Origin of the sequence: Alistipes putredinis DSM 17216, assembly GCF_000154465.1 — a bacterium.
Taxonomy (GTDB): domain Bacteria; phylum Bacteroidota; class Bacteroidia; order Bacteroidales; family Rikenellaceae; genus Alistipes; species Alistipes putredinis.
In genome coordinates this window covers 275150-296774 of record NZ_DS499579.1, presented here as the reverse complement: position 1 = coordinate 296774, position 21625 = coordinate 275150, and the positions used below count along the sequence as shown (strand labels likewise).

The 21625-nt window shown below is 54.8% G+C and carries 20 protein-coding genes; 10 read left to right on the top strand and 10 right to left on the bottom strand.

Annotated features, from left to right (window positions below; translation table 11 throughout):
• Positions 1 to 184: 184 nt before the first annotated feature.
• The 3 genes from ALIPUT_RS12430 (at position 185) to ald (ending at position 4862) form a co-directional block, all read left to right on the top strand.
• Positions 185 to 667, top strand: a complete 483-nt coding sequence (locus tag ALIPUT_RS12430; RefSeq protein ID WP_004329180.1) for a helix-turn-helix domain-containing protein — start codon at positions 185 to 187, stop codon at positions 665 to 667.
• Between the two features lie 556 nt (positions 668 to 1223).
• On the top strand, positions 1224 to 3668 hold the full coding sequence (locus ALIPUT_RS07215; protein WP_147554473.1) for a TonB-dependent receptor: 2445 nt from the start codon (positions 1224 to 1226) through the stop codon (positions 3666 to 3668).
• 87 nt (positions 3669 to 3755) lie between these two features.
• Complete coding sequence (gene ald, locus ALIPUT_RS07210) at positions 3756 to 4862, top strand: alanine dehydrogenase (protein WP_004329177.1); 1107 nt, start codon at positions 3756 to 3758, stop codon at positions 4860 to 4862.
• A gap of 163 nt (positions 4863 to 5025) precedes the next feature.
• On the opposite strand, the gene obgE is transcribed toward ald, so the two are convergent.
• From obgE to serB, 6 genes are all read right to left on the bottom strand, one after another.
• Complete coding sequence (gene obgE, locus ALIPUT_RS07205) at positions 5026 to 6027, bottom strand: GTPase ObgE (protein WP_004329176.1); 1002 nt, start codon at positions 6025 to 6027, stop codon at positions 5026 to 5028.
• A gap of 223 nt (positions 6028 to 6250) precedes the next feature.
• Positions 6251 to 6916 carry an ATP-binding cassette domain-containing protein gene (locus ALIPUT_RS07195; protein WP_004329174.1) on the bottom strand — a complete coding sequence of 222 codons (666 nt, stop codon included), beginning with the start codon at positions 6914 to 6916 and terminating at the stop codon, positions 6251 to 6253.
• Positions 6903 to 7220, bottom strand: a complete 318-nt coding sequence (locus ALIPUT_RS07190) for a hypothetical protein (RefSeq protein ID WP_040293566.1) — start codon at positions 7218 to 7220, stop codon at positions 6903 to 6905. The genes ALIPUT_RS07195 and ALIPUT_RS07190 overlap by 14 nt, the downstream gene beginning before the upstream one ends.
• A 46-nt stretch (positions 7221 to 7266) precedes the next feature.
• Positions 7267 to 8040, bottom strand: a complete 774-nt coding sequence (locus ALIPUT_RS07185) for a DUF5689 domain-containing protein (RefSeq protein ID WP_004329172.1) — start codon at positions 8038 to 8040, stop codon at positions 7267 to 7269.
• Positions 8018 to 8788: a DUF5689 domain-containing protein gene (locus ALIPUT_RS07180; protein WP_004329171.1), complete on the bottom strand. Its 771-nt coding sequence runs from the start codon at positions 8786 to 8788 to the stop codon at positions 8018 to 8020. Before ALIPUT_RS07180 ends, ALIPUT_RS07185 begins: the two co-directional genes overlap by 23 nt.
• 6 nt (positions 8789 to 8794) lie before the next feature.
• A complete protein-coding gene (gene serB / locus ALIPUT_RS07175) occupies positions 8795 to 10009 on the bottom strand; it encodes a phosphoserine phosphatase SerB (RefSeq protein ID WP_004329170.1) in 1215 nt (404 codons plus the stop codon).
• 96 nt (positions 10010 to 10105) lie between these two features.
• Between serB and ALIPUT_RS07170 the strand changes: the two genes are divergently transcribed.
• The 5 genes from ALIPUT_RS07170 to ALIPUT_RS07150 all read left to right on the top strand — a co-directional run bounded on the left by ALIPUT_RS07170 (position 10106) and on the right by ALIPUT_RS07150 (position 13682).
• The gene (locus ALIPUT_RS07170) at positions 10106 to 11020 is read left to right on the top strand and encodes a mechanosensitive ion channel family protein (RefSeq protein ID WP_004329169.1); all 915 of its coding nucleotides are present in this window, start codon (positions 10106 to 10108) and stop codon (positions 11018 to 11020) included.
• A gap of 26 nt (positions 11021 to 11046) precedes the next feature.
• Positions 11047 to 11475: a hypothetical protein gene (locus tag ALIPUT_RS07165; protein WP_004329168.1), complete on the top strand. Its 429-nt coding sequence runs from the start codon at positions 11047 to 11049 to the stop codon at positions 11473 to 11475.
• 102 nt (positions 11476 to 11577) lie between these two features.
• On the top strand, positions 11578 to 11985 hold the full coding sequence (locus ALIPUT_RS07160; RefSeq protein WP_004329167.1) for a DUF5606 family protein: 408 nt from the start codon (positions 11578 to 11580) through the stop codon (positions 11983 to 11985).
• A 126-nt stretch (positions 11986 to 12111) separates the two neighbouring features.
• On the top strand, positions 12112 to 12897 hold the full coding sequence (proC, locus tag ALIPUT_RS07155) for a pyrroline-5-carboxylate reductase (RefSeq protein ID WP_004329166.1): 786 nt from the start codon (positions 12112 to 12114) through the stop codon (positions 12895 to 12897).
• A 308-nt stretch (positions 12898 to 13205) separates the two neighbouring features.
• On the top strand, positions 13206 to 13682 hold the full coding sequence (locus tag ALIPUT_RS07150; RefSeq protein ID WP_022460910.1) for a methylglyoxal synthase: 477 nt from the start codon (positions 13206 to 13208) through the stop codon (positions 13680 to 13682).
• 261 nt (positions 13683 to 13943) lie between these two features.
• Here ALIPUT_RS07150 and dusB read toward each other — a convergent pair whose 3' ends face one another.
• The gene (gene dusB / locus ALIPUT_RS07145) at positions 13944 to 14966 is read right to left on the bottom strand and encodes a tRNA dihydrouridine synthase DusB (RefSeq protein ID WP_004329164.1); all 1023 of its coding nucleotides are present in this window, start codon (positions 14964 to 14966) and stop codon (positions 13944 to 13946) included.
• A 32-nt stretch (positions 14967 to 14998) separates the two neighbouring features.
• Positions 14999 to 16279 carry a hemolysin family protein gene (locus ALIPUT_RS07140; RefSeq protein ID WP_004329163.1) on the bottom strand — a complete coding sequence of 427 codons (1281 nt, stop codon included), beginning with the start codon at positions 16277 to 16279 and terminating at the stop codon, positions 14999 to 15001.
• 301 nt (positions 16280 to 16580) lie between these two features.
• Between ALIPUT_RS07140 and argS the strand changes: the two genes are divergently transcribed.
• Together argS and ALIPUT_RS07130 are read left to right on the top strand one after the other, a co-directional pair.
• Positions 16581 to 18362, top strand: a complete 1782-nt coding sequence (gene argS / locus ALIPUT_RS07135) for an arginine--tRNA ligase (RefSeq protein ID WP_004329161.1) — start codon at positions 16581 to 16583, stop codon at positions 18360 to 18362.
• Between the two features lie 392 nt (positions 18363 to 18754).
• Complete coding sequence (locus ALIPUT_RS07130; RefSeq protein WP_004329159.1) at positions 18755 to 19036, top strand: hypothetical protein; 282 nt, start codon at positions 18755 to 18757, stop codon at positions 19034 to 19036.
• Between the two features lie 395 nt (positions 19037 to 19431).
• Here ALIPUT_RS07130 and ALIPUT_RS07120 read toward each other — a convergent pair whose 3' ends face one another.
• On the bottom strand, positions 19432 to 20217 hold the full coding sequence (locus ALIPUT_RS07120) for a metal ABC transporter ATP-binding protein (protein WP_004329157.1): 786 nt from the start codon (positions 20215 to 20217) through the stop codon (positions 19432 to 19434).
• A complete protein-coding gene (locus ALIPUT_RS07115; protein WP_004329156.1) occupies positions 20214 to 21080 on the bottom strand; it encodes a metal ABC transporter solute-binding protein, Zn/Mn family in 867 nt (288 codons plus the stop codon). The genes ALIPUT_RS07120 and ALIPUT_RS07115 overlap by 4 nt, the downstream gene beginning before the upstream one ends.
• Between the last annotated feature and the right edge of the window lie 545 nt (positions 21081 to 21625).

Sequence of the window (21625 nt, the reverse complement as noted above, 5' to 3'; positions counted from 1 at the left end):
CTTATAATCAATAAATTACATAAAATTATATATACAAATAATTCACACACAAGATTCGAAGATATTTAACCATATTCGAATAATTACATTTGTAAACATTATCGACAACAATTAACATTTTACAATCGTACAAAATAGTTGTTTTACAAAAGAAAAATATTTATTTTTGTAAAAAATACCGGAAATGAAGGAGAAATTGCAACAATTGATGAAAAGCGAAGGTTTAACCTCCAGCCGGATGGCCGAGATCCTCGGAATCCAGCCTTCGGGAATCTCCCACATTCTCGCCGGACGGAACAAACCGGGATTCGATTTGCTGCAGAAGATTCTCCGGAGGTTTCCGCGCGTCAATCCGGACTGGTTGCTGCTCGACTCCGAACAGATGTATCGAACCGGCAATCCGAAAAGTTCCTCTTCAACGAACGGAACAGACGCTGGAAATGGTCGGACTGACACCGGACTGTTCGGGACGGAACTGGAACAGAGATCGAACACCGCCGGTTCGGTCGCTCCATCGACACAAACGGCCGAGAACGACAACGAGCTGTCGAAGCAAACCGATACGGTTCTTCAAACCCTCGCCGGCAATGACCGGAATCCCGTCGTGCGCGTTATTCTGGTCTATGCCGATCGCTCATTTGAGGCCCTGACACTACATAAGCCGTAACCCGGCAGTCTATTATATAAATCGGTCCAAAAGCGGACTTCGAAAAAATTTCCATATTTCGTTTCAAGCGAACGGCCAAGAAGGAGGATCCCATCTGCGCAATCATTGAAAGACGGCGTCGTTATTTTCCAACAAGTCGGCGCTCTTTTATCAAACTCCGTTTCAGGCCGCTCCAGGGCCTACGACGGCATTTCTGCTGCATTGCACCCCATGGAATGAAGTCTGCAGAATTAAGCATAAACCAAAATACAGAAACGTCTTGCCGGGAATGCAGCGATGCACTCCGAATGTATAATCACCCCGGATAAAGCGGCCTTCGCTCGATCGCTATGATGCGAAATGAAGGTAGAGCCTTCGTATCATCCTCTTTATGGAACGTCAGGTCGCGGCGTGCCATATCGCAGGGGCGCTCGCCGGAATCCGCTGTTCTGCCAGGGATACAGAGGTGATCGGAATCAAAACGGGAGCCATATCTCGGACGGAATTGAAGATAAATCGGACCCAAGCGTCCGATTTTTTTATTATTTGGGTATATTTGTATCATACCATGACCCAAATGAGATATTTACTCTTCGTTGTCATCGGCCTGATCGGTTGTTTCCCGCTCCGGGCCCAAACCCCGGAAGACAATCTGCGGGACGAAGAGTATTATCCCTTTCAGAACGGTTACGAAGAGCCTTACAGCCCGATGATCGACACCGATTCGTCGCTCTTCTACCGAGCGATCCAAAGTACGGGCGACCTGTTCCGGGACGCCACGGACTTCAAATTCTCATTCGTGGCCTACAACCGCCGCGGAGAACCGTACCGGCCCGACCGGATGTCGCTGAACGGCATCCGGCTGCCGTCGCGCTACATTCCGTCGATGAATGCCTTGTATCCCCAAAAGTACGGAGAGCCGATGAACGGATGGCATTTACCGACGACTCTGGACGCCGAATACCGAACCTCCGAAGAGCCACTGCTCCCGGAGCGCAATGCGGCACTCCAATTCTCCGGCCGCAACTACCTGATGGGGCTCCGCCTGACCATCGCCGAAAACCTCGGCCGGAACTGGGACCTTGCGGCGACCGTACAGGGCCGCACGGGACGGGACCTTTATGCCGACGGCGTATTCAGCAATTCGCTGAATGCAGCGATACTTCTATCCAAAAGATTCGGAGACAGGCATCTCTTCTCGTTGCTGACCGTCGTACCGGTTTCGATGCGAAGCCTGCGCACCTCATCGACCCGGGAAGCCTTCGACCTGACGGGAAATCCCCTCTACAACCCTTCGTGGGGCTATCAGGACGGAAAAGTGCGCAGCGGGCGCATCCGACGCGAAGCGGTTCCTCTGGCCGCAGCCGCATACCGGATCCGCCTGACGGATGCGACTTCGCTCGCAGCGACCTTCACGGCGGAAACGGGCATCAGGCGTTACAGTTCGCTGGCATGGTACGACGCTCCGAGCCCGATGCCGGACTACTACCGCTGGATGCCCGGCTACCAGACGGACCCCGTAACCCGGCTCGAAATGGAAAATATCTGGCGGGCGAACGATGTCCGCTACACCCAAATCGACTGGGACGAATTTTACCGGCAAAACAGAAACAGCAAGGACGGCAGCGCGACCTATCTCATGGAGGACCGTGTGGAGCGCATCGCCAATATGCAGCTCCTCGCGGAGGGCATCACCCGAATCAGCGAACGACTGACGGTACGCTACGGCATCCGGGCGGCCCGGACGGACTCCCGATTCTACAAACAGATGAGGGATTTGATGGGGCGCAGTTATTTCGTCGATCGCGACTATTACCTGATCGACGACGGCGTCTATGGCAACAAACTCCAGAACGATCTGCGTCATCCCGATCGGATCATCCGCGAAGGCGATCGCTTCGGCTACGACTACGACTTGCGGCGCAATGAAATCGGCGCCGGAGGTTCACTCGAATACCGTGCCGACCGCCTGCGGGCTTTTATCGCAGCCGAGGTCGGAGCCGCCTCCGTATTCCGCCGGGGACACTACGAAAAAGAGCTTTTCGCCGGCAATAAATCCTTCGGAAAATCGCGGGCGCTGCATTTCGCGCCCTACCTGTTCCGCGCCTCGGCAGGCTACTCCTTCTCGGTACGGCATCATCTGGAAATGACGGTTTACGCCTCATCACGGACACCCGACGGAGACGACCTTTTCCTGAACCTCGAATACAACAACCGACCGGTAGAGGATCCCACCGAGGAGAAACGGTACGGGGCCGAACTGAACTACACCTGGTCCGGGCGCAACGTGCGCTTTCGGGCTACGCTCTTCGTCGTCCGCACTGCGGACGGCATGCAGGTACGGCACTACTACGACGATTTCTACGCAACATACAGCGACATGGCGGCCGCCGGCATCGGAACGCTCCGTTACGGCGCGGAAGCGACCGCCCTGATCCGGCTGGCATACCGCTGGAACCTCACGCTGGCAGCCAGCGCCGGACGTTACCGCTATGCGGACAATCCCGTCGTCACGGTCTATGCCGACGCGAACAACGAGGTGTTGGACCGCAACGCCACGAGCTACATGGGCGACTGCTCGGTCGGCAACACGCCCCAACTGACGGGTTTCGCGGGACTCAACTATTACGGTCCGAAAGGCTGGGGCGTACAGGCGGAGGCCGCATGGACCGGGAATCGGTTCGTCGAACCGTCGCTGGTACGACGCACGTCGCGCATCGCCCGGCAACTGGCCGAATCGCCGGAAGCCTTCGAACTGTTTACCCGCCAGGAACGGCTCGGGGATGCGTTTACGTTGAATGTCACGCTTTTCAAATCGTTTTATTTCAACGCCTCGCGTCTGACTCTGATGCTCTCGGTGCGCAACCTTCTCAACGACAGAGACCAACTCTTCAGCGGCTACGAATCTCCCCGTGTACGCCGCATCCGGACCGCAGACACGTATGTTTACCGACCGCTGGACACCCGTTATCTGTATGCGTATCCCCGGACCTTTTACGCCTCCATATCTTACAAATTTTAATATCGGTTCGATTTTTTCGGAAATAATTTGGCAATTCAACGGATTTTCCATAAATTGAGTCCGAAAAATTTAAAAACGACTCGACTTATGATTATCGGTATTCCAAAAGAGATTAAAAACAACGAAAACCGGGTTTCGCTCACCCCGTCCGGAGCCAAAGAGCTTACCAAACGTGGGCATAAAGTGTATGTGCAGGCGACTGCCGGTGCAAACAGCGGATTCCCGGACAAAGACTACGTCGCCGCAGGCGCCGAACTGCTGCCTACCATCGAAGAGGTCTATGCCAAAGCCGAAATGATCATCAAGGTCAAGGAGCCGATAGAGCCTGAATACAAACTCATCCGCCAAGGACAACTGGTATTCACCTATTTTCACTTCGCCAGCAGCGAACCGCTGACCCGGGCAATGGTCGAAAGTGGTGCGATCTGCTGCGCTTACGAAACCGTCGAAGCATCCGACCGTTCGCTGCCTCTGCTGATTCCCATGTCGGAAGTCGCAGGGCGTATGGCGACGCAGGAGGGTTGTTACTTCCTCGAAAAACCGCACGGCGGAAAAGGGAAGCTGCTGGGCGGCATGCCGGGCGTGAAGCCCGCCAAGGTATTCGTGATCGGAGCCGGTGTCGTAGGCACGGCGGCGGCACGTATGGCGGCCGGCCTGGGTGCCGACGTGACGATCTGCGACATCTCCCTCAAGCGTCTGGCCTACCTGACGGACGTGATGCCCCAAAACGTAAAAACGCTTATGTCGTCGGAATACAACATCCGCGAAGAGCTCAAGACCGCCGACCTGGTGATCGGCTCGGTGCTGATTCCCGGTGCGAAAGCCCCGAAACTCGTGACGCGCGACATGCTTAAGGATATGGAGCCTGGATCGGTTCTGGTCGATGTGGCCATCGATCAGGGCGGCTGCTTCGAAACCTCGCGGCCGACGACCCATGAGGAGCCGACCTACTTCGTCGATGGCATTCTGCACTACTGTGTCGCCAACATCCCCGGTGCGGTGCCCTACACCTCGACGCTCGGACTTACGAACGCAACGCTGCCGTACGCCATCCAACTGGCGGACAAGGGTTGGCGTCGCGCCTGCAAGGAGAATCACGAACTGGAGTTAGGATTGAACGTCGTCGAAGGAAAGGTCGTTTACAAACAAGTAGCGGATGCCTGGGGACTGAAATACGAACCGCTGGCCCTGTAAAGCCGACCCCGCAAACGATACAGTCGGAAAATCCGGCGATAGCCGCGCTTCCGACACTCTGGTCCCCGTCGTTTCGGACCGAAAGACAAAGCCTCGTATTCTTTTCGGAATACGAGGCTTTTGTATAATTATATGTCCCCCAAGCGGGCTTTTATACTTTATCTTATTTTTGCAACGCCTCCCAGAGCATATCCTTGAGCCGGGGAATGTTCATACCCGATATCGAGGAAATGAAGACCGAAGGAACCCCCTCGGGCAGATGGCTTTTCATCTCTTCGATCAGGTCCTCGTCGAGCATATCGCATTTGGTGATGGCCAGCAGGCGCTCCTTGTCGAGCAATTCCGGATTATACTGGGTCAATTCGCCCAACAGGACCGCGTAATCCTTGCGGATGTCGTCGCTGTCGGCAGGAATCATAAAGAGGAGCACCGAATTGCGTTCGATATGGCGCAGGAAACGGGTTCCCAATCCCTTGCCTTCGTGAGCTCCTTCGATGATGCCCGGTATATCGGCCATGACGAACGAATGGTGATCGCGGCACTCGACGATACCCAGGTTGGGTTCGAGCGTCGTGAAGGCATAGTTGGCGATCTTGGGCTTTGCAGCGGAAACGACCGAAAGGAGCGTGCTTTTGCCCGCGTTCGGGAACCCCACCAATCCCACGTCAGCCAACACCTTCAGTTCGAGAATGAAAGTTCCCTCCTGACGATCCTCGCCAGGCTGCGCGTAACGCGGAGCCTGGTTGGTCGAGGTCTTGAAATGCCAGTTTCCCAGTCCGCCCCGGCCGCCCTTGAGCAGGACGAGCTCTTCGCCGTCGGCGGTCACCTCTCCGGCATATTCCGTCGTACCGTCCTCAAGCACCCGTCTGGCGACCGTTCCCAACGGTACGGGAATGACGATGTCCTTACCGTTCTTACCCGAGGAGCGGGCTCCGGAACCGCCTTCGCCGTCCTCCGCGAACTGGTGACGCTGGTACTTAAGGTGGATCAGCGTCCAATACTGGCTGTCGCCGCGCAGGATGATATGTCCTCCGCGACCGCCGTCGCCGCCGTCCGGTCCGCCGAATTCGACGAATTTCTCGCGACGGAAATGCGCCGACCCGCTGCCGCCATGTCCGGAACGGGCGAATATTTTCACGTAATCTACAAAGTTCGATCCTGCCATAAGTCTTGTTATTTAAGGTGCGGAAATTTTCGGCCGGCAGCGGCGATACGCGACACGACCTTTTCCGAACCGGAATTTACCGCTGCAAAGATAGTGCAAGCCGGGAGGAGTGCCAAATTTATTTGGACACGTCCGAAGCAGAATCCCTTCAAAATGCAGTTGAAAACCGGAAACAAGGCCGGTTTATCGAAAACTCCGGCGGCAGAAAACCTTCCTGTCAATACTACAAATGGTTCAAATAACCGTAACGCACAAGGTCTTCGGCATCCTGTGTCAGATAGGTCTGTCCGTTTGCCAACACATAGAGCCGGTCCGCCACGTCGGTTACATGGCGATACATGTGATCGGTAAGCAGGATGCCTTTATTTCGTTTTTCCGCCCGAATCAAAGCTTTCAAAGTTACAACATGCAATGGCGCGACTTGTGAAAAAGGTTCGTCGAGCACTGCGAAAAGGCTCCGGCTGCGCAGAATAACGAAACACTCCAAAATACGCCGCTCCCCGCCGGAAAGGGTTCGGATTTTCGCCTTCCGCAACTTCCCGAATATCGGAAACCAGACCGTCAGGTCATCCCACTCCAGACCGAAGTCCCGCAAAACCGCCTCCACAGTCAGCCACCCGGGGGTAAACCCCTGCTGCGGAAGATAACGCACCTGGCTGCTTCCGAAACGATCGTACCATTTGCCGTCGATGCGCATCGATCGGAATCCGGGGCGCAACGCTCCGCAGAGTATCTTCATCAGGCAGCTTTTTCCACTGCCATTGCGTCCCAGCAATGCCGTTGCTCCGCCGGTTTCGACGGCAAGATATACACTCGAAAGAATCACCCGATCACCGAACGACAACTCGACCGAATCTATTTCAAGAATATGTTTTTCAGAGGGGTTCATACAGTACAAGGGATACGAATATCAGCAGCATATAACACGCCAGCAAGTCTATGCCGCAACTCGCACCCAACAGCATACGTCGTCGAACCCCCAGATTGCGGTAATAGTCGAACTCATCGTTATAACGCGGTATGATCCAAACATACAGATAGACCGGATAGATGACCATTTTCCCCGCAAGGCACAACGGCACGACCGACGGACCGTATCCGGTCACGAGCCAGGCCAACGCCACGCTCACGGCCCCGCAGAAAAACAGCATCGCCGAGCGATAAAAACGGAGTATGAGCAACAATTTAGGCATAAACTCTATCGGGTGCGTCGCAAACCCTCGCATCGAAACGCGGAAATCAAGGGAATTCCATCAGACGATTGGTAATTCGCAACATATAATTGCCGTTGAAATAGTCGAGCACACCGCTGACCGTTCCCATTCCAGCCGGGGCCGGCTCCTCGGCATACGTGCAGGAAGCTGCGAATCGGACGATCAGCGTATCGTTCCGCTCATCGACCAAATGGCGGTCGGTAGCCAGCAATCGGCCGGTTTCCGAATCCCGCAGGCAGAAGGGCAGACCGACCTCTTCGTGCGCGAACCGGACCCTGCGGAATCGTACGTAAGTGGCGATACGGCTTGCAGCCACCTCCCCGAAGGAGAGTTCCCGAGGCACGAAATCGACCGACCCGTCCCCGATGCGGCGAACATGACGTCCGAGCGACTCTGCCGAAATACGGTCCAGAATATATTCTGCGGTGGGCGGAAGCCCCAACTGTACCTTGCCCCCGTAATCACCCAGCGCCAGCCCATTGCAATAAACGCGCACCGTACTTCCAGAGTCGAAAGTCCGATAGAGACGCTTCGCGTCGATCAATACTTCGATTCCGCCGCTTTCGTCCTCCACGACGAGCGCATCGGGAAATTCGCCGTACAGATCGTTGCCCACGACACAGCCTTCGATCCACAGATCCTCGGTAACGGGATGCAAAACGCCCCGGCACAGCGATTTCAGATACGCAATAGAAACATGCCGCGCAGTCCCGTCCCCGGATTCGTACTCCGGCGACGAAGCATTGCCGCAGGCTTGCAGCACGAAGAGCAGCAGGCTACCGAAAACAATCGTTCTCATCGCGCATTTTAATCATATAGGATTTTCCGATCGACCCGGCATTGCCGTACTGCAAAACGCCGACCAGCGTAACCGGCCCCTTCGGAATTTCCGAAGCCGCATACCGGGCATAGGTGCTCGTATAGGTGGCGATCCTGTTTCCGGCCCGGTCCTCGAACAGCCGATAACCTTCCCATTTCCAATCCGTCGGATCCTCTTCCGACGGAAGCGGCGTCAGATCCTCGATCTGCACCAGGCAGCCGCACATGTCGGGCGCAAGTTCGTCGAAAGCGACGATCCGGGGAACGGGACGGAGAACATCGACGGTTTCGCAAGCGACGTACCGGTCGAGCAGGGCACGGACACCGATGGCTTCCACGGCATAATCTCCCGCCGCAGGCATCGTACCGATCTGCACCACTCCGAAGCGACGGCACATAGCTAGCCCCTGAAGACGCACCGCGATGCGGCATCCCGGAGGATAGACCCGAAACAGGTCGTCCAGGCCGGCCATCAGCTCCACGCCCGTTCCGTCTTCCTGCAACACGACCGAGCGGAAGAAGTTCCCCGCTTCGTCGGACGTAGTGACCCGCCCCGCGACTACGATGTCCTGGACGATACGCACGGGCGTATCCCCGCACCGCGCGGAGAGGTCCGGCAGGGAGAGGTTCGCCTCCGGAAGCGGATCGTTCTTCGGAGCCGGAACCCCGGCATCGTCGTAACATCCGGCGGCGAGCAGGGCGAAGAGAAGAAGGGAAAGGCGCAGCATCGCGGTTTATTCGATCCAGGAATCTTTCAGACCGAGGAAATAGAGTACGCCGTCCAGACCGATCGTCGATATCGACTGGCTGGCCGTAGCTTTCACCTTGGGCTTGGCGTGGAACGCGATGCCCAACCCGGCCAGGTCGAGCATCGGAAGGTCATTGGCTCCGTCGCCGACGGCGATCGACTGAGCGATGTTGATATTTTCAACCTGACACAGCAGACGCAGCAGCTCGGCCTTGCGGCGGCCGTCCACGATCTCGCCGACGTGACGGCCCGTCAAACGGCCCTCCTCGACCTCCAGCTCATTGGCATAAACGTAATCGAAGCCGTATTTCTGTTTCAGGTAGTTGCCGAAATAAGTGAAACCTCCGGACAGAATGGCCGTCTTGTATCCCACACGCTTGAGAATGGTCATCAGGCGCTCCAACCCCTCGGTGATCGGCAGGTTGCGGGCGATCTCCTCCATCACCGAAACGTCGAGTCCCCGAAGCAGGGCGATGCGGCGCGTGAAACTCTCGGTAAAGTCGATCTCGCCCCGCATGGCGCTCTCGGTAACGGCCCGCACTTCGGGACCCACGCCGGCACGGTCGGCCAACTCGTCGATCACCTCGGTTTCGATCAGCGTGGAATCCATATCGAAACAGATCAGGCGTCGGCTGCGGCGGAAGATGTCGTCCTTCTGGAACGAAATATCGACCCCCTCGTTGGACAGCTCCATGAAGCGTTTCTGCAATACGGCCTTATCGCCGAGCGTACCGCGCACCGAAAGCTCGATGCAGGCGCGGGTGGCACGGTTCTCCTCCTCGAGCGGCATACGGCCCGTAAGTCGCTTGATCGCGTCGATGTTGAGTCCCTGTTCGGCGACCGCTTTGGTGACCCCTGCGATATGGCGCGCCGTAACCTGACGTCCCAAAAGAGTGATAATATAGCGGTTCTTGCCCTGACGACCGACCCAGGCCTGGTAATGTTCCTCGGTGATGGGGGTGAAGCGGATCATCACGCCCAGTTCCGAGGCCTTGAAAAGCAACTCCTTGAGGATGGCGCCCGATTTGTCGGAGGTGGTCATGAACAGGATGCCCAAAGTCAGCGACTGGTGGATATTCGCCTGGCCGATATCGAGGATGAACGCGTCGTACCGGGCCAGAATATCGGTCAGCGAAGAGGTCATGCCGGGCTTGTCTTCGCCCGAAATATTGATTTGGATTATCTCTATCTTACTTTCCATAGCAAAATCCGTTAAACACATTATAGAGCAAAGTTACTATTATTTCCGGTTTTTTTGATTAAATTTGCAACTCAACCTATCAAATTTAATTCTTTCATGGGATTTCTTTTCATCACAGCACAGCAAACCGAAAAACTCATCGTTCCGGACAGCATACAAAAAGCCAAATTCGCGGAAACGGTCGAAAAAATCGCTAATATGGATTTGGAAAAAGTCCTGACGAATCTGGTTTCGGAAAGTATCTGGGTCGGCCTGAAAATCGTCCTCGCCCTGGCGATATACATGGCGGGGCGTTGGCTTATCGGCCGCCTCATAAAACTGCTTTCGACGGCTTTCGAAAAGCGCAAGGTGGATCGTTCGCTGCAAATCTTCCTGCGCAACCTGATCAAGACCATCTCCTACATCGTGCTGATTCTCCTGATCATTCAAGTCATGGGTATCAACACCACTTCGATCGTCGCGCTGCTCGCTTCGGCCGGTCTGGCTATCGGTATGGCCCTGAGCGGCACATTGCAGAATTTCGCCGGTGGCGTGATGATCCTGCTGCTCAAGCCCTACCGCATAGGCGATTACATCTCGGCCCAGGGACAGTCGGGTACCGTGCAGGAGATCATGCTCTTCTCGACCAAGATCACCACAGCCGACAAGCAGACCATCTATATCCCGAACAGCTCGATCGCTACCGCGATCATCAACAACTATTCCACCTCCGAAACACGTCGCGTGGAGTGGGTGATCGGCATCTCTTACGGCGACGATTTCGCAACGGCACGGGAGGCTATCCTGGAACTGCTGTCCAAAGACGCACGGGTGCTTCAGGATCCGGCGCCTGCGGTATATATCGCTGCCCTGGCCGATAATTCGGTCAATCTGACCGTTCGGGCCTGGACGAAAAACGAAGATTACTGGGACGTTTTCTTCGCAATGAACGAGCTGTATTACAAAACATTACCTGAAAAGGGAATCAACTTCCCGTTCCCGCAGATGGACGTTCACCTGACCAAAGAGTAACCACACACAGCCAATCCGCATCCATTATGAAAAAGTGGTTTTTATTTCTGATTTTCATCGCCTGCGCGATTCCTTCGTGCGAACTGAAAGAAGTAGGACCCGAACAAACGACGTTCCCGGTCATCACGGACGAAGGAGCCACCATCGAAGACGGAGGCCGGGTATCTTCGGTTCAGAAAGTTTATGTGCAGGCCAATATATCGAACCAGTACGGTGCATTCTACGCTCAGGTGAAATACGACGTCAAATGGACCGATAAGAACGGAGTAGAGCACACGGAGCAGAAATCGACCAATGCCTACTATTTCAAGGCGACTTCCGACACGGTCTTTTACGAAGCAATCATTCCTGCACAGAAAGCCGGCAGTACGGTATATTGGCTGATCGTCGTGACCAACGAGAACGGCCTTTCTTCCGTAACCGAAGCCCAGCAATACAGCGTATATGCCATCTGAAACCGCATTTTCGAACGGTACGAGCCGGAGCGGATTCACCCCGCACGGCCCGCACGGACAGTGAAGAACCAAACTCAAACATATTATCGAACAGAAAAAATTATGGAATTGAAAGAGATTCTGGCCATTTCCGGCCAACCCGGTTTGTACAAATACGTCGCACAATCGTCGCGCGGCGTCATCGTCGAGTCGTTGTCGGACGGCAAACGCATGAATGCCGCAAGCAACTCCAAAGTGAGCGCACTGACCGAAATATCCATCTTCACCGAGGGCGAGGACATCCCGCTCGCAGAGGTTTTCACCAAAATTTACGAACATACGCAGGGACAGCCAGCCATCAGCCACAAGGAGGCTCCGGAAAAACTCAAAGCATATTTCGCAGAAGTATTGCCCGAATACGACCGCGACCGGGTCCACGTATCGGACATGAAGAAGGTTTTCTCCTGGTTCAATACCCTCGTGGGTGCCGGGTTCACCGAATTCAAACTGCCCGCAGAGCAGGAAGCATAAAGATTCGCCGGTGCTCCCTTTCGACAGGTATGCACCGCTGCCAAACCTTTGCCCGAATAGACAATACAGCTCCGATTCCGCACCTGACGGACGGAGCATTTTTATAAATAAAAAACCATGCGACCCATGAAAATATCGATTGTCGGAGGAGGCAATATGGGCGGAGCAATCGCTCGCGGACTATCCACCTGCGACCTGTTCCGACCACAGGACATTACGGTCATCAACCGCCGCGCGAGCAAAACCGCCGAAATACAGGGGTTCAATCCGGAATTGCAGGCCGTTACGGGCGACTACAGCTCTCTGGCTACGGCCGACATCGTGGTAATCGCCGTGAAACCCTGGATGGTGGAGGCACTGATAAAAGAGCATCTGACAGGGAAGCGGCCCGATAGACAGATCGTCATTTCGGTAGCGGCGGGCATTTCCCTGGAACAGCTGCAAACATGGGCCGGAAAAGACAGAGCCCTTTATTGCGCAATTCCCAATACGGCCATCGAAGTAAAGCAAAGCATGACGTTCATCACGGGGCTGAATGCGACCGAAGATCAGAACAGACTGGTTTTGAATATTTTCGGTGCATTGGGCAAAGCGGAATTGGTGGAAGAGCGGCTACTCGGTCCGGCCACGACGCTCTGCTCCTGCGGTATCGCCTTCGCCTTCCGTTATATCCGGGCAGCGATGGAGGGCGGGGTAGAGCTGGGCCTTTACCCGCAAAAGGCTCAAGAAGGCGTTCTGCAAACCCTGCGCGGGGCGATCGCCTTGCTCGAATCCAACGGCTCGCACCCCGAACAGGAGGTGGATAGGGTAACCACAGCCGGAGGAATCACGATCAAAGGGCTGAACGAAATGGAACACGCCGGATTCACTTCGGCGGTGATCCGAGGGCTCAAGGCAAGCAACAACGGGTAACGGTTTCCGGGCGGAATACCGAACTTTCCCGACATTACAATTCGATGAAACCTGCGCCGGGAGTGGTCGGAAGATGCCGCTGCATATTATCTTTGCAGAAAATAGGAAGCGGTTCGGCAATTCTTGCGTACAAACCCGCACGATTGCTCCCTCCTTTTCGTATCTTTGACTTCGTCTTAAATACTTCGCCTCGGCAAAATGCAAATAAATTTGCTTTTGTACTCGGCTTATTCGCATCTTGGGGCCGTAAATCGAGTATAAAACAACCGAAAGCCGAAACGCGGCTTTCAAAAAAACGGATGAAAGAAATGAACAGACAGAAAATGATGGCGCTCGTCGCGCACGACAACATGAAACACGACCTGGCGGAATGGGTGGACTGGAACTGTGAAAAATTGAGCAAACACCGGATCGTCTGTACGGGTACGACAGGCAAGATCGTCGAAGAAACCCTGCTCAATCACTCGGCATCCCACCACTACGAGCAACCGGCACTCGACATCACGCGGCTGAAATCGGGTCCTCTGGGCGGCGACCAGCAACTGGGCGCCCTGATCGCGGACGAACGGATCAGTGCCCTGATTTTCTTCTGGGACCCCATGTCGGCGCAACCGCACGACGTGGATGTGAAAGCGCTGTTGCGCCTGGCAACGCTTTACAACGTACCCACGGCTGTAAACCGCTCAACGGCCGACTTCCTGATCTCCTCCCCGCTGTTCGAAGAGGAAGATTACACGCCCGTAGTCAAGGATTACACCGACTATATCCAACGCAGCCTGAAATAACCCCGGACGTTGATAATAAAAAGTGCCGCGACTTCTCTCGCGGCGCTTCGTTTTTACAGAGTTATCGAATAAACAAATGACGGGGAATCGAATAACGAATAAAAGGAGATCCTTACGCACGAAGCGACAATTTTCCGGCTCCACGAAATTCGGCACCGGTACGCTGCCGGGACTTTTCGGGCGGGCAGAAAGATTTGGTCGCCCTTGTTGAAAATATACGCTTAGGAATCGACAGGCAAGCGATTCTCGTGCGGAACTAAGCTACACATCATGCGAAAGCGGAGCAGGGATGACCCCGCTCACGTCGAAATCGCCCCAACGATCGGCGATCGAATCGAGCGTGGCATACAGTTCGTTCGGATCGAACAGAGTCACCAGCTTCAGGCGGGTTTCCTTGAAATTGGGAAGCCCCTTGAAATAGTTCGACAGGTGGCGGCGCATCTCCAGGATTCCAACCCGGTCACCTTTGATCTCCAAGGATTTGGCCAGATGTTCTTTAGCGATTTCGACCCGCTCCGCCACCGACGGCTGCGGCATCACCTCGCCGGTTTCAAGAAAGTGTTTCACTTCGCGGAAGATCCAGGGCCGCCCGTAGGTCGCCCGCCCGATCATCACCCCGTCCACTCCGTAGCGGTCGAACATTTCGCGGGCCTTGGGACCGGAGTCGATATCTCCGTTACCGATGATCGGAATCCGGATCGCCGGATTGTTCTTCACCTTGCCGATGAGCGTCCAATCCGCTTCGCCGCGATACATTTGGGCCCGCGTGCGGCCGTGGATCGTCAGTGCGGCGATACCCACGTCCTGCAGGCGCAGAGCGATCTCTTCGATGTTCTTCGACTCTTCATCCCATCCCAGACGGGTTTTGACCGTCACGGGTTTCTTCACGGCTTCGACGATGCGGCGGGTCATCTCGACCATCAGGGGGACATCGCGCATCATACCCGATCCGGCGCCCCGACCGGCGATCTTCTTCACCGGACAACCGAAGTTGATATCGATGATATCGGGATCGGCCGCCTCGGCGATCCGAGCCGCCTCGACCATCGGTTCCACCAGATGACCGTAAAGCTGGATACCCACGGGCCGTTCGGATTCGGCGATGCGCAATTTGGCAAGCGACTTGCCCGCATCGCGGATCAACCCGTCCGAAGAGATAAACTCGGTATATACCACGTCGGCACCGAACCGCTTGCACATATAGCGGAACGAAGGATCGGTCACATCCTCCATCGGAGCCAGGAACAGCGGGCGGTCACCCAATTCTATGTCGGCAATCTTCATGGCATCAAAAACAAACTCCGCACGGAAAGACCTTATTTAGTTTTATTATCGGACGTGTCGATCATCGTCGCCAGTACCTTGTCTATACGTGCTCCGTCCATATCCACGACTTCGAGCCGGAAACACTCCCATTGAAGGTATTCCCCGCTGTGCGGAATATGTTCCAACTCATCCAGAATCAAACCGCTGATCGTATTGTATTCGGCCGAAGAATAGACATCCTCCAATCCGAAATGGGCCAGAAAATCGTAAAACGAACACTGTCCGTCCACCAGCACGCTGCCGTCCTCGCGCACGACGATATCCGGCTCTTCACGATCTTCGAGCAGCTCGCCCACAAGGGCTTCGAAAATATCTTTCAGAGTCACGATACCCTGCGTGACGCCGAACTCGTCGCAAACGATGCCATAACCCAGTTGCTCGGTCCGCAACTGTTCCAGCGCCATATACACCTCCGCTCCCTCGTGGAACAGCTTGACAGGAGAGAGAATCTGCCGCAGCGAGAATCCAGGGTCCCCGATATGCGAGAAAAGATCCTTCAGATAGACGACGCCGACCAGCCGGTCGAGCGATCCTTCACCGACGGGATAGCGTCCGTGAGGCTCCCGACGAACGAGGTCGCGGATCTCATCCACAGACATATTCACATCGAGCCATGCGATGTCGCTGCGGTGGGTCATGATCGACTCCACGCTGCGGTCACCCAACGAGAAGACACGGCCGACGATCTTCTGCTCGACAGCCTGCACAGCTCCGTCCTCGGCGCCTTCCTGCACGATCGACTTGATCTCGGCCTCCGTTACGGGACTGTCGGTATCGCGCAGCCCGAACAGACGGGAAATGCCCTCGATGCTCTTCGAAAGGAGCCATACGAAAGGGGAGGCGACGACCGACAGCACCTTCATAGGGCCGGCCACGAGTTTGGCGACCGGCTCGGCGGCCGTCATACCGATACGCTTGGGAATCAACTCTCCGAACACGATAGTCAGATAGGTCACCACGATCACGATGAGCGTCTGCGCTACGGGAGCCGCATAGGGAACTCCCCAGCGGACGAAGACTTCCCGCAGGTCGTCGGCGATGGCCGCCCCCGAATAAATACCGGTCAAAATACCGATCAGAGTAATACCGATCTGGACGGTCGAAAGAAATTTGTTGGGATCTTCCGCCAGCTTGAGGGCCTGGCGAGCCCGTTTGTTGCCCTGCTTGGCCTGCGCCGTGAGGTTCGATTTGCGAGCCGAGATCAGGGCGATCTCCGACATGGCGAACAGACCGTTGAGCAGGATCAGCAGGAGGATTATGAATATTTCCATGCTATGAAAAAATAAAAAAACGAAAGGCGGTCCATACCGAAAGCCGGGCCGGATGGCTCCGGCCTTCGACCCCGGCGGACGAATCCGGCCCGGATTGTTTTCGGACAGGGAATCGCACGACGCAACAACGCCGAACCATTCGGACGCTGCGGGGACAGCCTATACGGTTTGCAAATATAACAATAGTTTGCAATTTTCCGAAAATCGACGGATGCAATTCGCTATCCGACGCATTATTGAGAGGCGACGACGCGGATTATTCGGATAAAAAGCGTAAATTCGCACCCAAATTCGACATACGATGAATATTGAACAGTTTCTTACGGATAAAGTCGCAGCGGCGGTAAGCACCCTCTACGGGAATGCCGGAGCTCCGTTGCAGATTCAGAAAACCCGCAAAGAGTTCGAGGGCGACTATACGCTCGTGGTGTTCCCCCTGCTCAAAGCCAGCCGCAAGTCGCCCGAAGCCACGGCGACGGAGATCGGCGAATACCTGGTGGCCAATACGCCGGAAATCAAGGCGTTCAACGTAATCAAGGGATTCCTGAATCTCTCGCTCGACAGTGCATTCTGGGCCGCACGCTTCCGGGAGGTCGCGGCAAACGACACCTTCGGGCAGGCCGCACCGACGGGCCGTACCGTAATGATCGAATACTCCTCGCCCAACACCAACAAGCCCCTTCACCTGGGACACATCCGCAACAACCTGCTGGGATACTCCGTCGCGCAGATCCTGAAAGCCAACGGCAACAAGGTCATCAAGGTAAACCTCGTGAACGACCGCGGTATTCACATCTGCAAGTCGATGCTGGCCTGGAAACTCTACGGCGGCGGCGAAACGCCCGCCTCGTCGGGGATGAAAGGCGACCACCTGGTCGGTAAATATTACGTCGAATTCGACAAGCACTACAAAGCCCAGATCAAGGAGCTCGTCGCCGCCGGGCAAAGCGAGGAGGAGGCCAAGAAAAACGCTCCGATCATGCGACAGGCGCAGGAGTGGCTGCGCCGCTGGGAGGCCAAAGATCCGGAAATATATTCGCTGTGGGAAACCATGAACGGGTGGGTCTATGAAGGCTTCGACGTGACGTACAAGGCATTGGGCGTCGATTTCGACAAGGTCTATTACGAATCGCAAACCTACCTGCTGGGCAAGAGCCTGGTGGAAGAGGGACTCGCCCGGGGTATCTTCTTCCGCAAGGAGGACGGTTCTGTCTGGATCGACCTCACGGCCGACGGACTCGACCAGAAGTTATTGCTGCGCGGCGACGGCACATCGGTCTATATGACGCAGGATCTCGGCACGGCGTTCCGCCGGTTCGAGGAGAACCGGCTGGACGAAATGATCTACGTAGTGGGCAACGAACAGAACTACCATTTCCAGGTGCTCAAGCTGATCCTCAAGAAGTTGGGATACGACGAATGGAGCGACCACATCTACCACCTTTCCTACGGCATGGTCGAGCTGCCCGAAGGCAAGATGAAATCCCGCGAGGGAACGGTCGTCGATGCAGACGATCTGATCGCCGACATGGTATCGACCGCCCGCGAGATGTCGGACGAATTGGGCAAACTGGACGGCTGCACCGCGCAGGAAGCCGACGCCATCGCATCGATGGTCGGGTTAGGAGCCCTCAAGTATTTCATCCTGAAGGTCGATCCCAAGAAGACGATGCTGTTCGACCCCCGCGAATCGATCGACTTCAACGGCAATACAGGTCCTTTCATCCAGTACACGCATGCACGCATCCGCTCGATCCTGCGCAAAGCAGAGGAGGCAGGGATCGATTTCCGCACCCAGGACGAAGCTGCGGCGCTCCTGCCCGAAGAGATCGAACTGATCAAGGCGCTGACCGAATATCCGGCGACCGTACAGGCCGCCGCCGCGAATTTCGCTCCGTCGATCGTCGGCGCTTACGCCTACGAACTGGCCAAATCGTTCAACGGCTACTACCACGACCATTCGATCCTCAAAGAGGAGTGTACGACGACCCGCGACATGCGGCTGCGCCTGGCCGAACAGGTGGCCCGCACGATCCGTCTGGCCATGGCGCTGCTCGGAATCGACGTACCGGAGCGGATGTAATTGAATTTTGTGATCTGACTGCACTCGATTTCCGGAAGATTTTTTTATCTTTGCAAGAAGATAGGATATGCCTCGGAAAACTGTGAACGAGCTCCCGTTTTCTTCTCGGCTTTCACTATCTTTGCAGAGGATAGGATGCAGTTCTTCTTTGCGGCAGGTAAGCCGGCTCGGATTGATTTGGACAGCCGACGACTGAAAAACGAATAGGAGGTATTCGGGTGCGGATCTGTCCGGCAAAGGGAAACAAAAATCACAGGGTTGGCGACTGCTCGCACTCTTTTAATTTTTGCATCGGACAGAGTGCGGCGAACGCTTCCGACAAGTCGGGGAGAGGTACGTGGATCCGTGTATGATTTTTTACAGGAATAATTATATTAAAACCGAATAGAGATATGGCAAATTTAAGAATGCTGAAAAAAGAGATCGACTACCGTCTGGAGGAACTCGTGTTCGACTGCGACATGGCGATCTGCTTCCAGCCGACCAAAGAGAAAGAGATTTTCGAAGTGATGCAGGAGGGTGTGGCTCTTCGCAACGCGCTTTTCGTCAAGGCCAACAATCCGGCCGATGCACATAATCCTTCGCTGGTGCGCAAGCACTTTGCAGCGCTGCGCCGCGAAATCGAGGCTTCGTTCGGCAAATTGTTCGAAAAGTTGAGCGAGATCAACAAATAGAGAATTATCCCGAATCATACTCGAATACTTACGGGGGCAACTCCGTAAGTATTTTTTATGTCCACAAACGATCGGGATCCTGCGGCCGGCATCGCCGCCCAATGTGCAGGCAACAGGTACGACAACAAACAATGGCGGCAAGCCAACGGACGCATATATGCCGGAATACATTTTGTTGATCCGGCGCAACACTTTTTCCGGAACGAGGTACTCTGTCTGCCGGACAGCGAGAGGGGAGGAAGCGAATAGAGCCGCAATAGCTATTGCGGCTCTATTCGTTCAGAGAATCCGGGAGTTACTTTTCACCGCTTCCGTAGTTGGCCATGCGTTCGTCGTACATGGCTTTGGCCCGGTCGTAATCTTCATCGGTGAAGATAGATACCGGAAAAGCCGGGCTATTCCTCCGTACGGGTATGTGGACAACAGTCGTGCGGGTGCAATGCAAGCACCGTATGCGGCACCTTGCCGTGGGAAATAAGCTGAATAGGGCAGTCGTAATTACGAAGCTGCTCCTCGGTAATGATGTTCGAATCGTGCCGGTGAACATAACGATTCACACAAACGATATTCCGCACGACACTCGTAATCGTCCCCAGATCGTGCGAAATCATTACGATCGCCATTCGTCCGTGCAGCTCGGCGAGCATCCGATAGAGCTCGTTTTCGAAACGATTGTCCACAAAATTGGCCGGCTCGTCCAGAATCAACAATTTAGGATCCGAAATCACCGCCCGACACAATAACGCCCGCTGCATCTGACCGCCGGAAATCTCGCCGATAGGTTTGCGGGCGATCCCGTCGATACCGGCCGTCCGCAGCAGCTCCTGTGCCTTCGCTCGATCCCCGGACGCATAGCGGGCATGGAAACCCCTTTGCCCCTGAAGCCCCGACATCACCACTTCGAGCACCGAAATCGGAAAACTCCGGTCGAAGATCGATTGCTGGGGCATATAGCCGATCAACCGCTCCTTTCCCCGAAACAACTGCGGCGAATAGGAGATCGTACCGCGATAGGGGATCGTTCCCACGATGGCCTTGACAAGCGTAGTTTTACCTCCGCCGTTAGGGCCTATGATACCGAGAAAATCATCGGGATAAATATCCAAATCGACCTCTTTGAGCGCGTCGTGACCATCGTACGACACGCTGACGCGGCGAAGCGAAACGAGCGGAGTTTTCATAGACGTTCGGCAGTTATGAGATCCGTAATATAGGAAATATTGCCGACGACATCTTCGGCCAGCGGATCGATCCGGACGCTCTGCGCCCCGATATCTTCGGCGATCACTTCGACGGTGGAAGCCGGGAACTGGCTCTGGTAGAATACGACACGAATACTGTCCCGGCGAGCCTGCTCGATAAGCCGGGCCAGCCGTTTGGCCGAAGGCTCCTTGCCATCCTGCTCGATGGCAACCTGCTCGATTCCATAGGCACGGGCATAGTAGGTCAGGGCCGGATGGTAAATCATGAAATAGGGTACTCCGCTCTGCTTCAGCCGTTCGGCAACAGAATCATCGAGAGCCTGCAATTTATCGGCAAGACACTGATAATTAACCGCATATACGGTAGAATCAGGATACAACTCGTGAATCGCCCGATAAGCATTATCGGCCATAGTGCGCAATTCGCGCGGAGAGGTCCAAATGTGGGGATCGACGCCGTGTCGGTGCTCTTTCTCCGCGTCCGCATGGGAGCAACTGCCCGCAATCGGCTCTATACCACGATGCAGGTCGATTACTTTTCGACGGTCCTCGATCTTGGACAGCATATTCTGCTCGAAATCGATCCAACCGATATTGAATATCAACTGCGAACGATTCAGATCGATCATCTGCCGGGGTGTCGGCTCGAAACTTTCCGGGTTCATACCGGGCGGAACGAGCACTTCGACCCGAAAGTCATCGCCGACGATTTCGGAAACGATCCCGCGCAAAGGAAGAATCGATACGAAGATCGTCGGCCGCTCGTCGGCGGGTCGGGACGCACAGCCGCTGAAAAGCAACCACGGTATTATCAGCGAAAATATGGCGATTTTTCGAAACATAGACAAATATATTTACCTGCAAATTTACTAAAATTAACGACATCCGCACGAATTGTCCACATCCATATCAAAGATCGATCGGTCTGCAACATTACAAAACTTTCCTGCATCGAGCATATTTGTCTCCGGCAAAACACAAAGAAATCACGGATAATACCTGTTTTATAAATCATTATATAATCATCGGCGTAAATACCGACATATTGGCCGATGCAATAAAATTCTCATATAATTTAACATAATACCGATATTGATTCATTTTGTGATTAAGGATCGGTTCGGATACCGATCCCCCGAAATTATCTTTCCTAATTTTTTTCGCAACCGGTCCATTCTATCCCGTTCGATAGCGGCGAGCAATTTTAATTACGTATCCCGCAAGGCTCCGTTCTCCGAGCTTCTGCCTTCGTTGCACCTCGCCGGAAGGCAGGCGCAGCACAAATACCCGTACAAACCTGTCGAACAATCGGTTTTCATTGTCATAAAATACAGAGTATCCGGCCTTTGACAATAAAAAAGATCGAGAATATCATCCCGAGAATTAC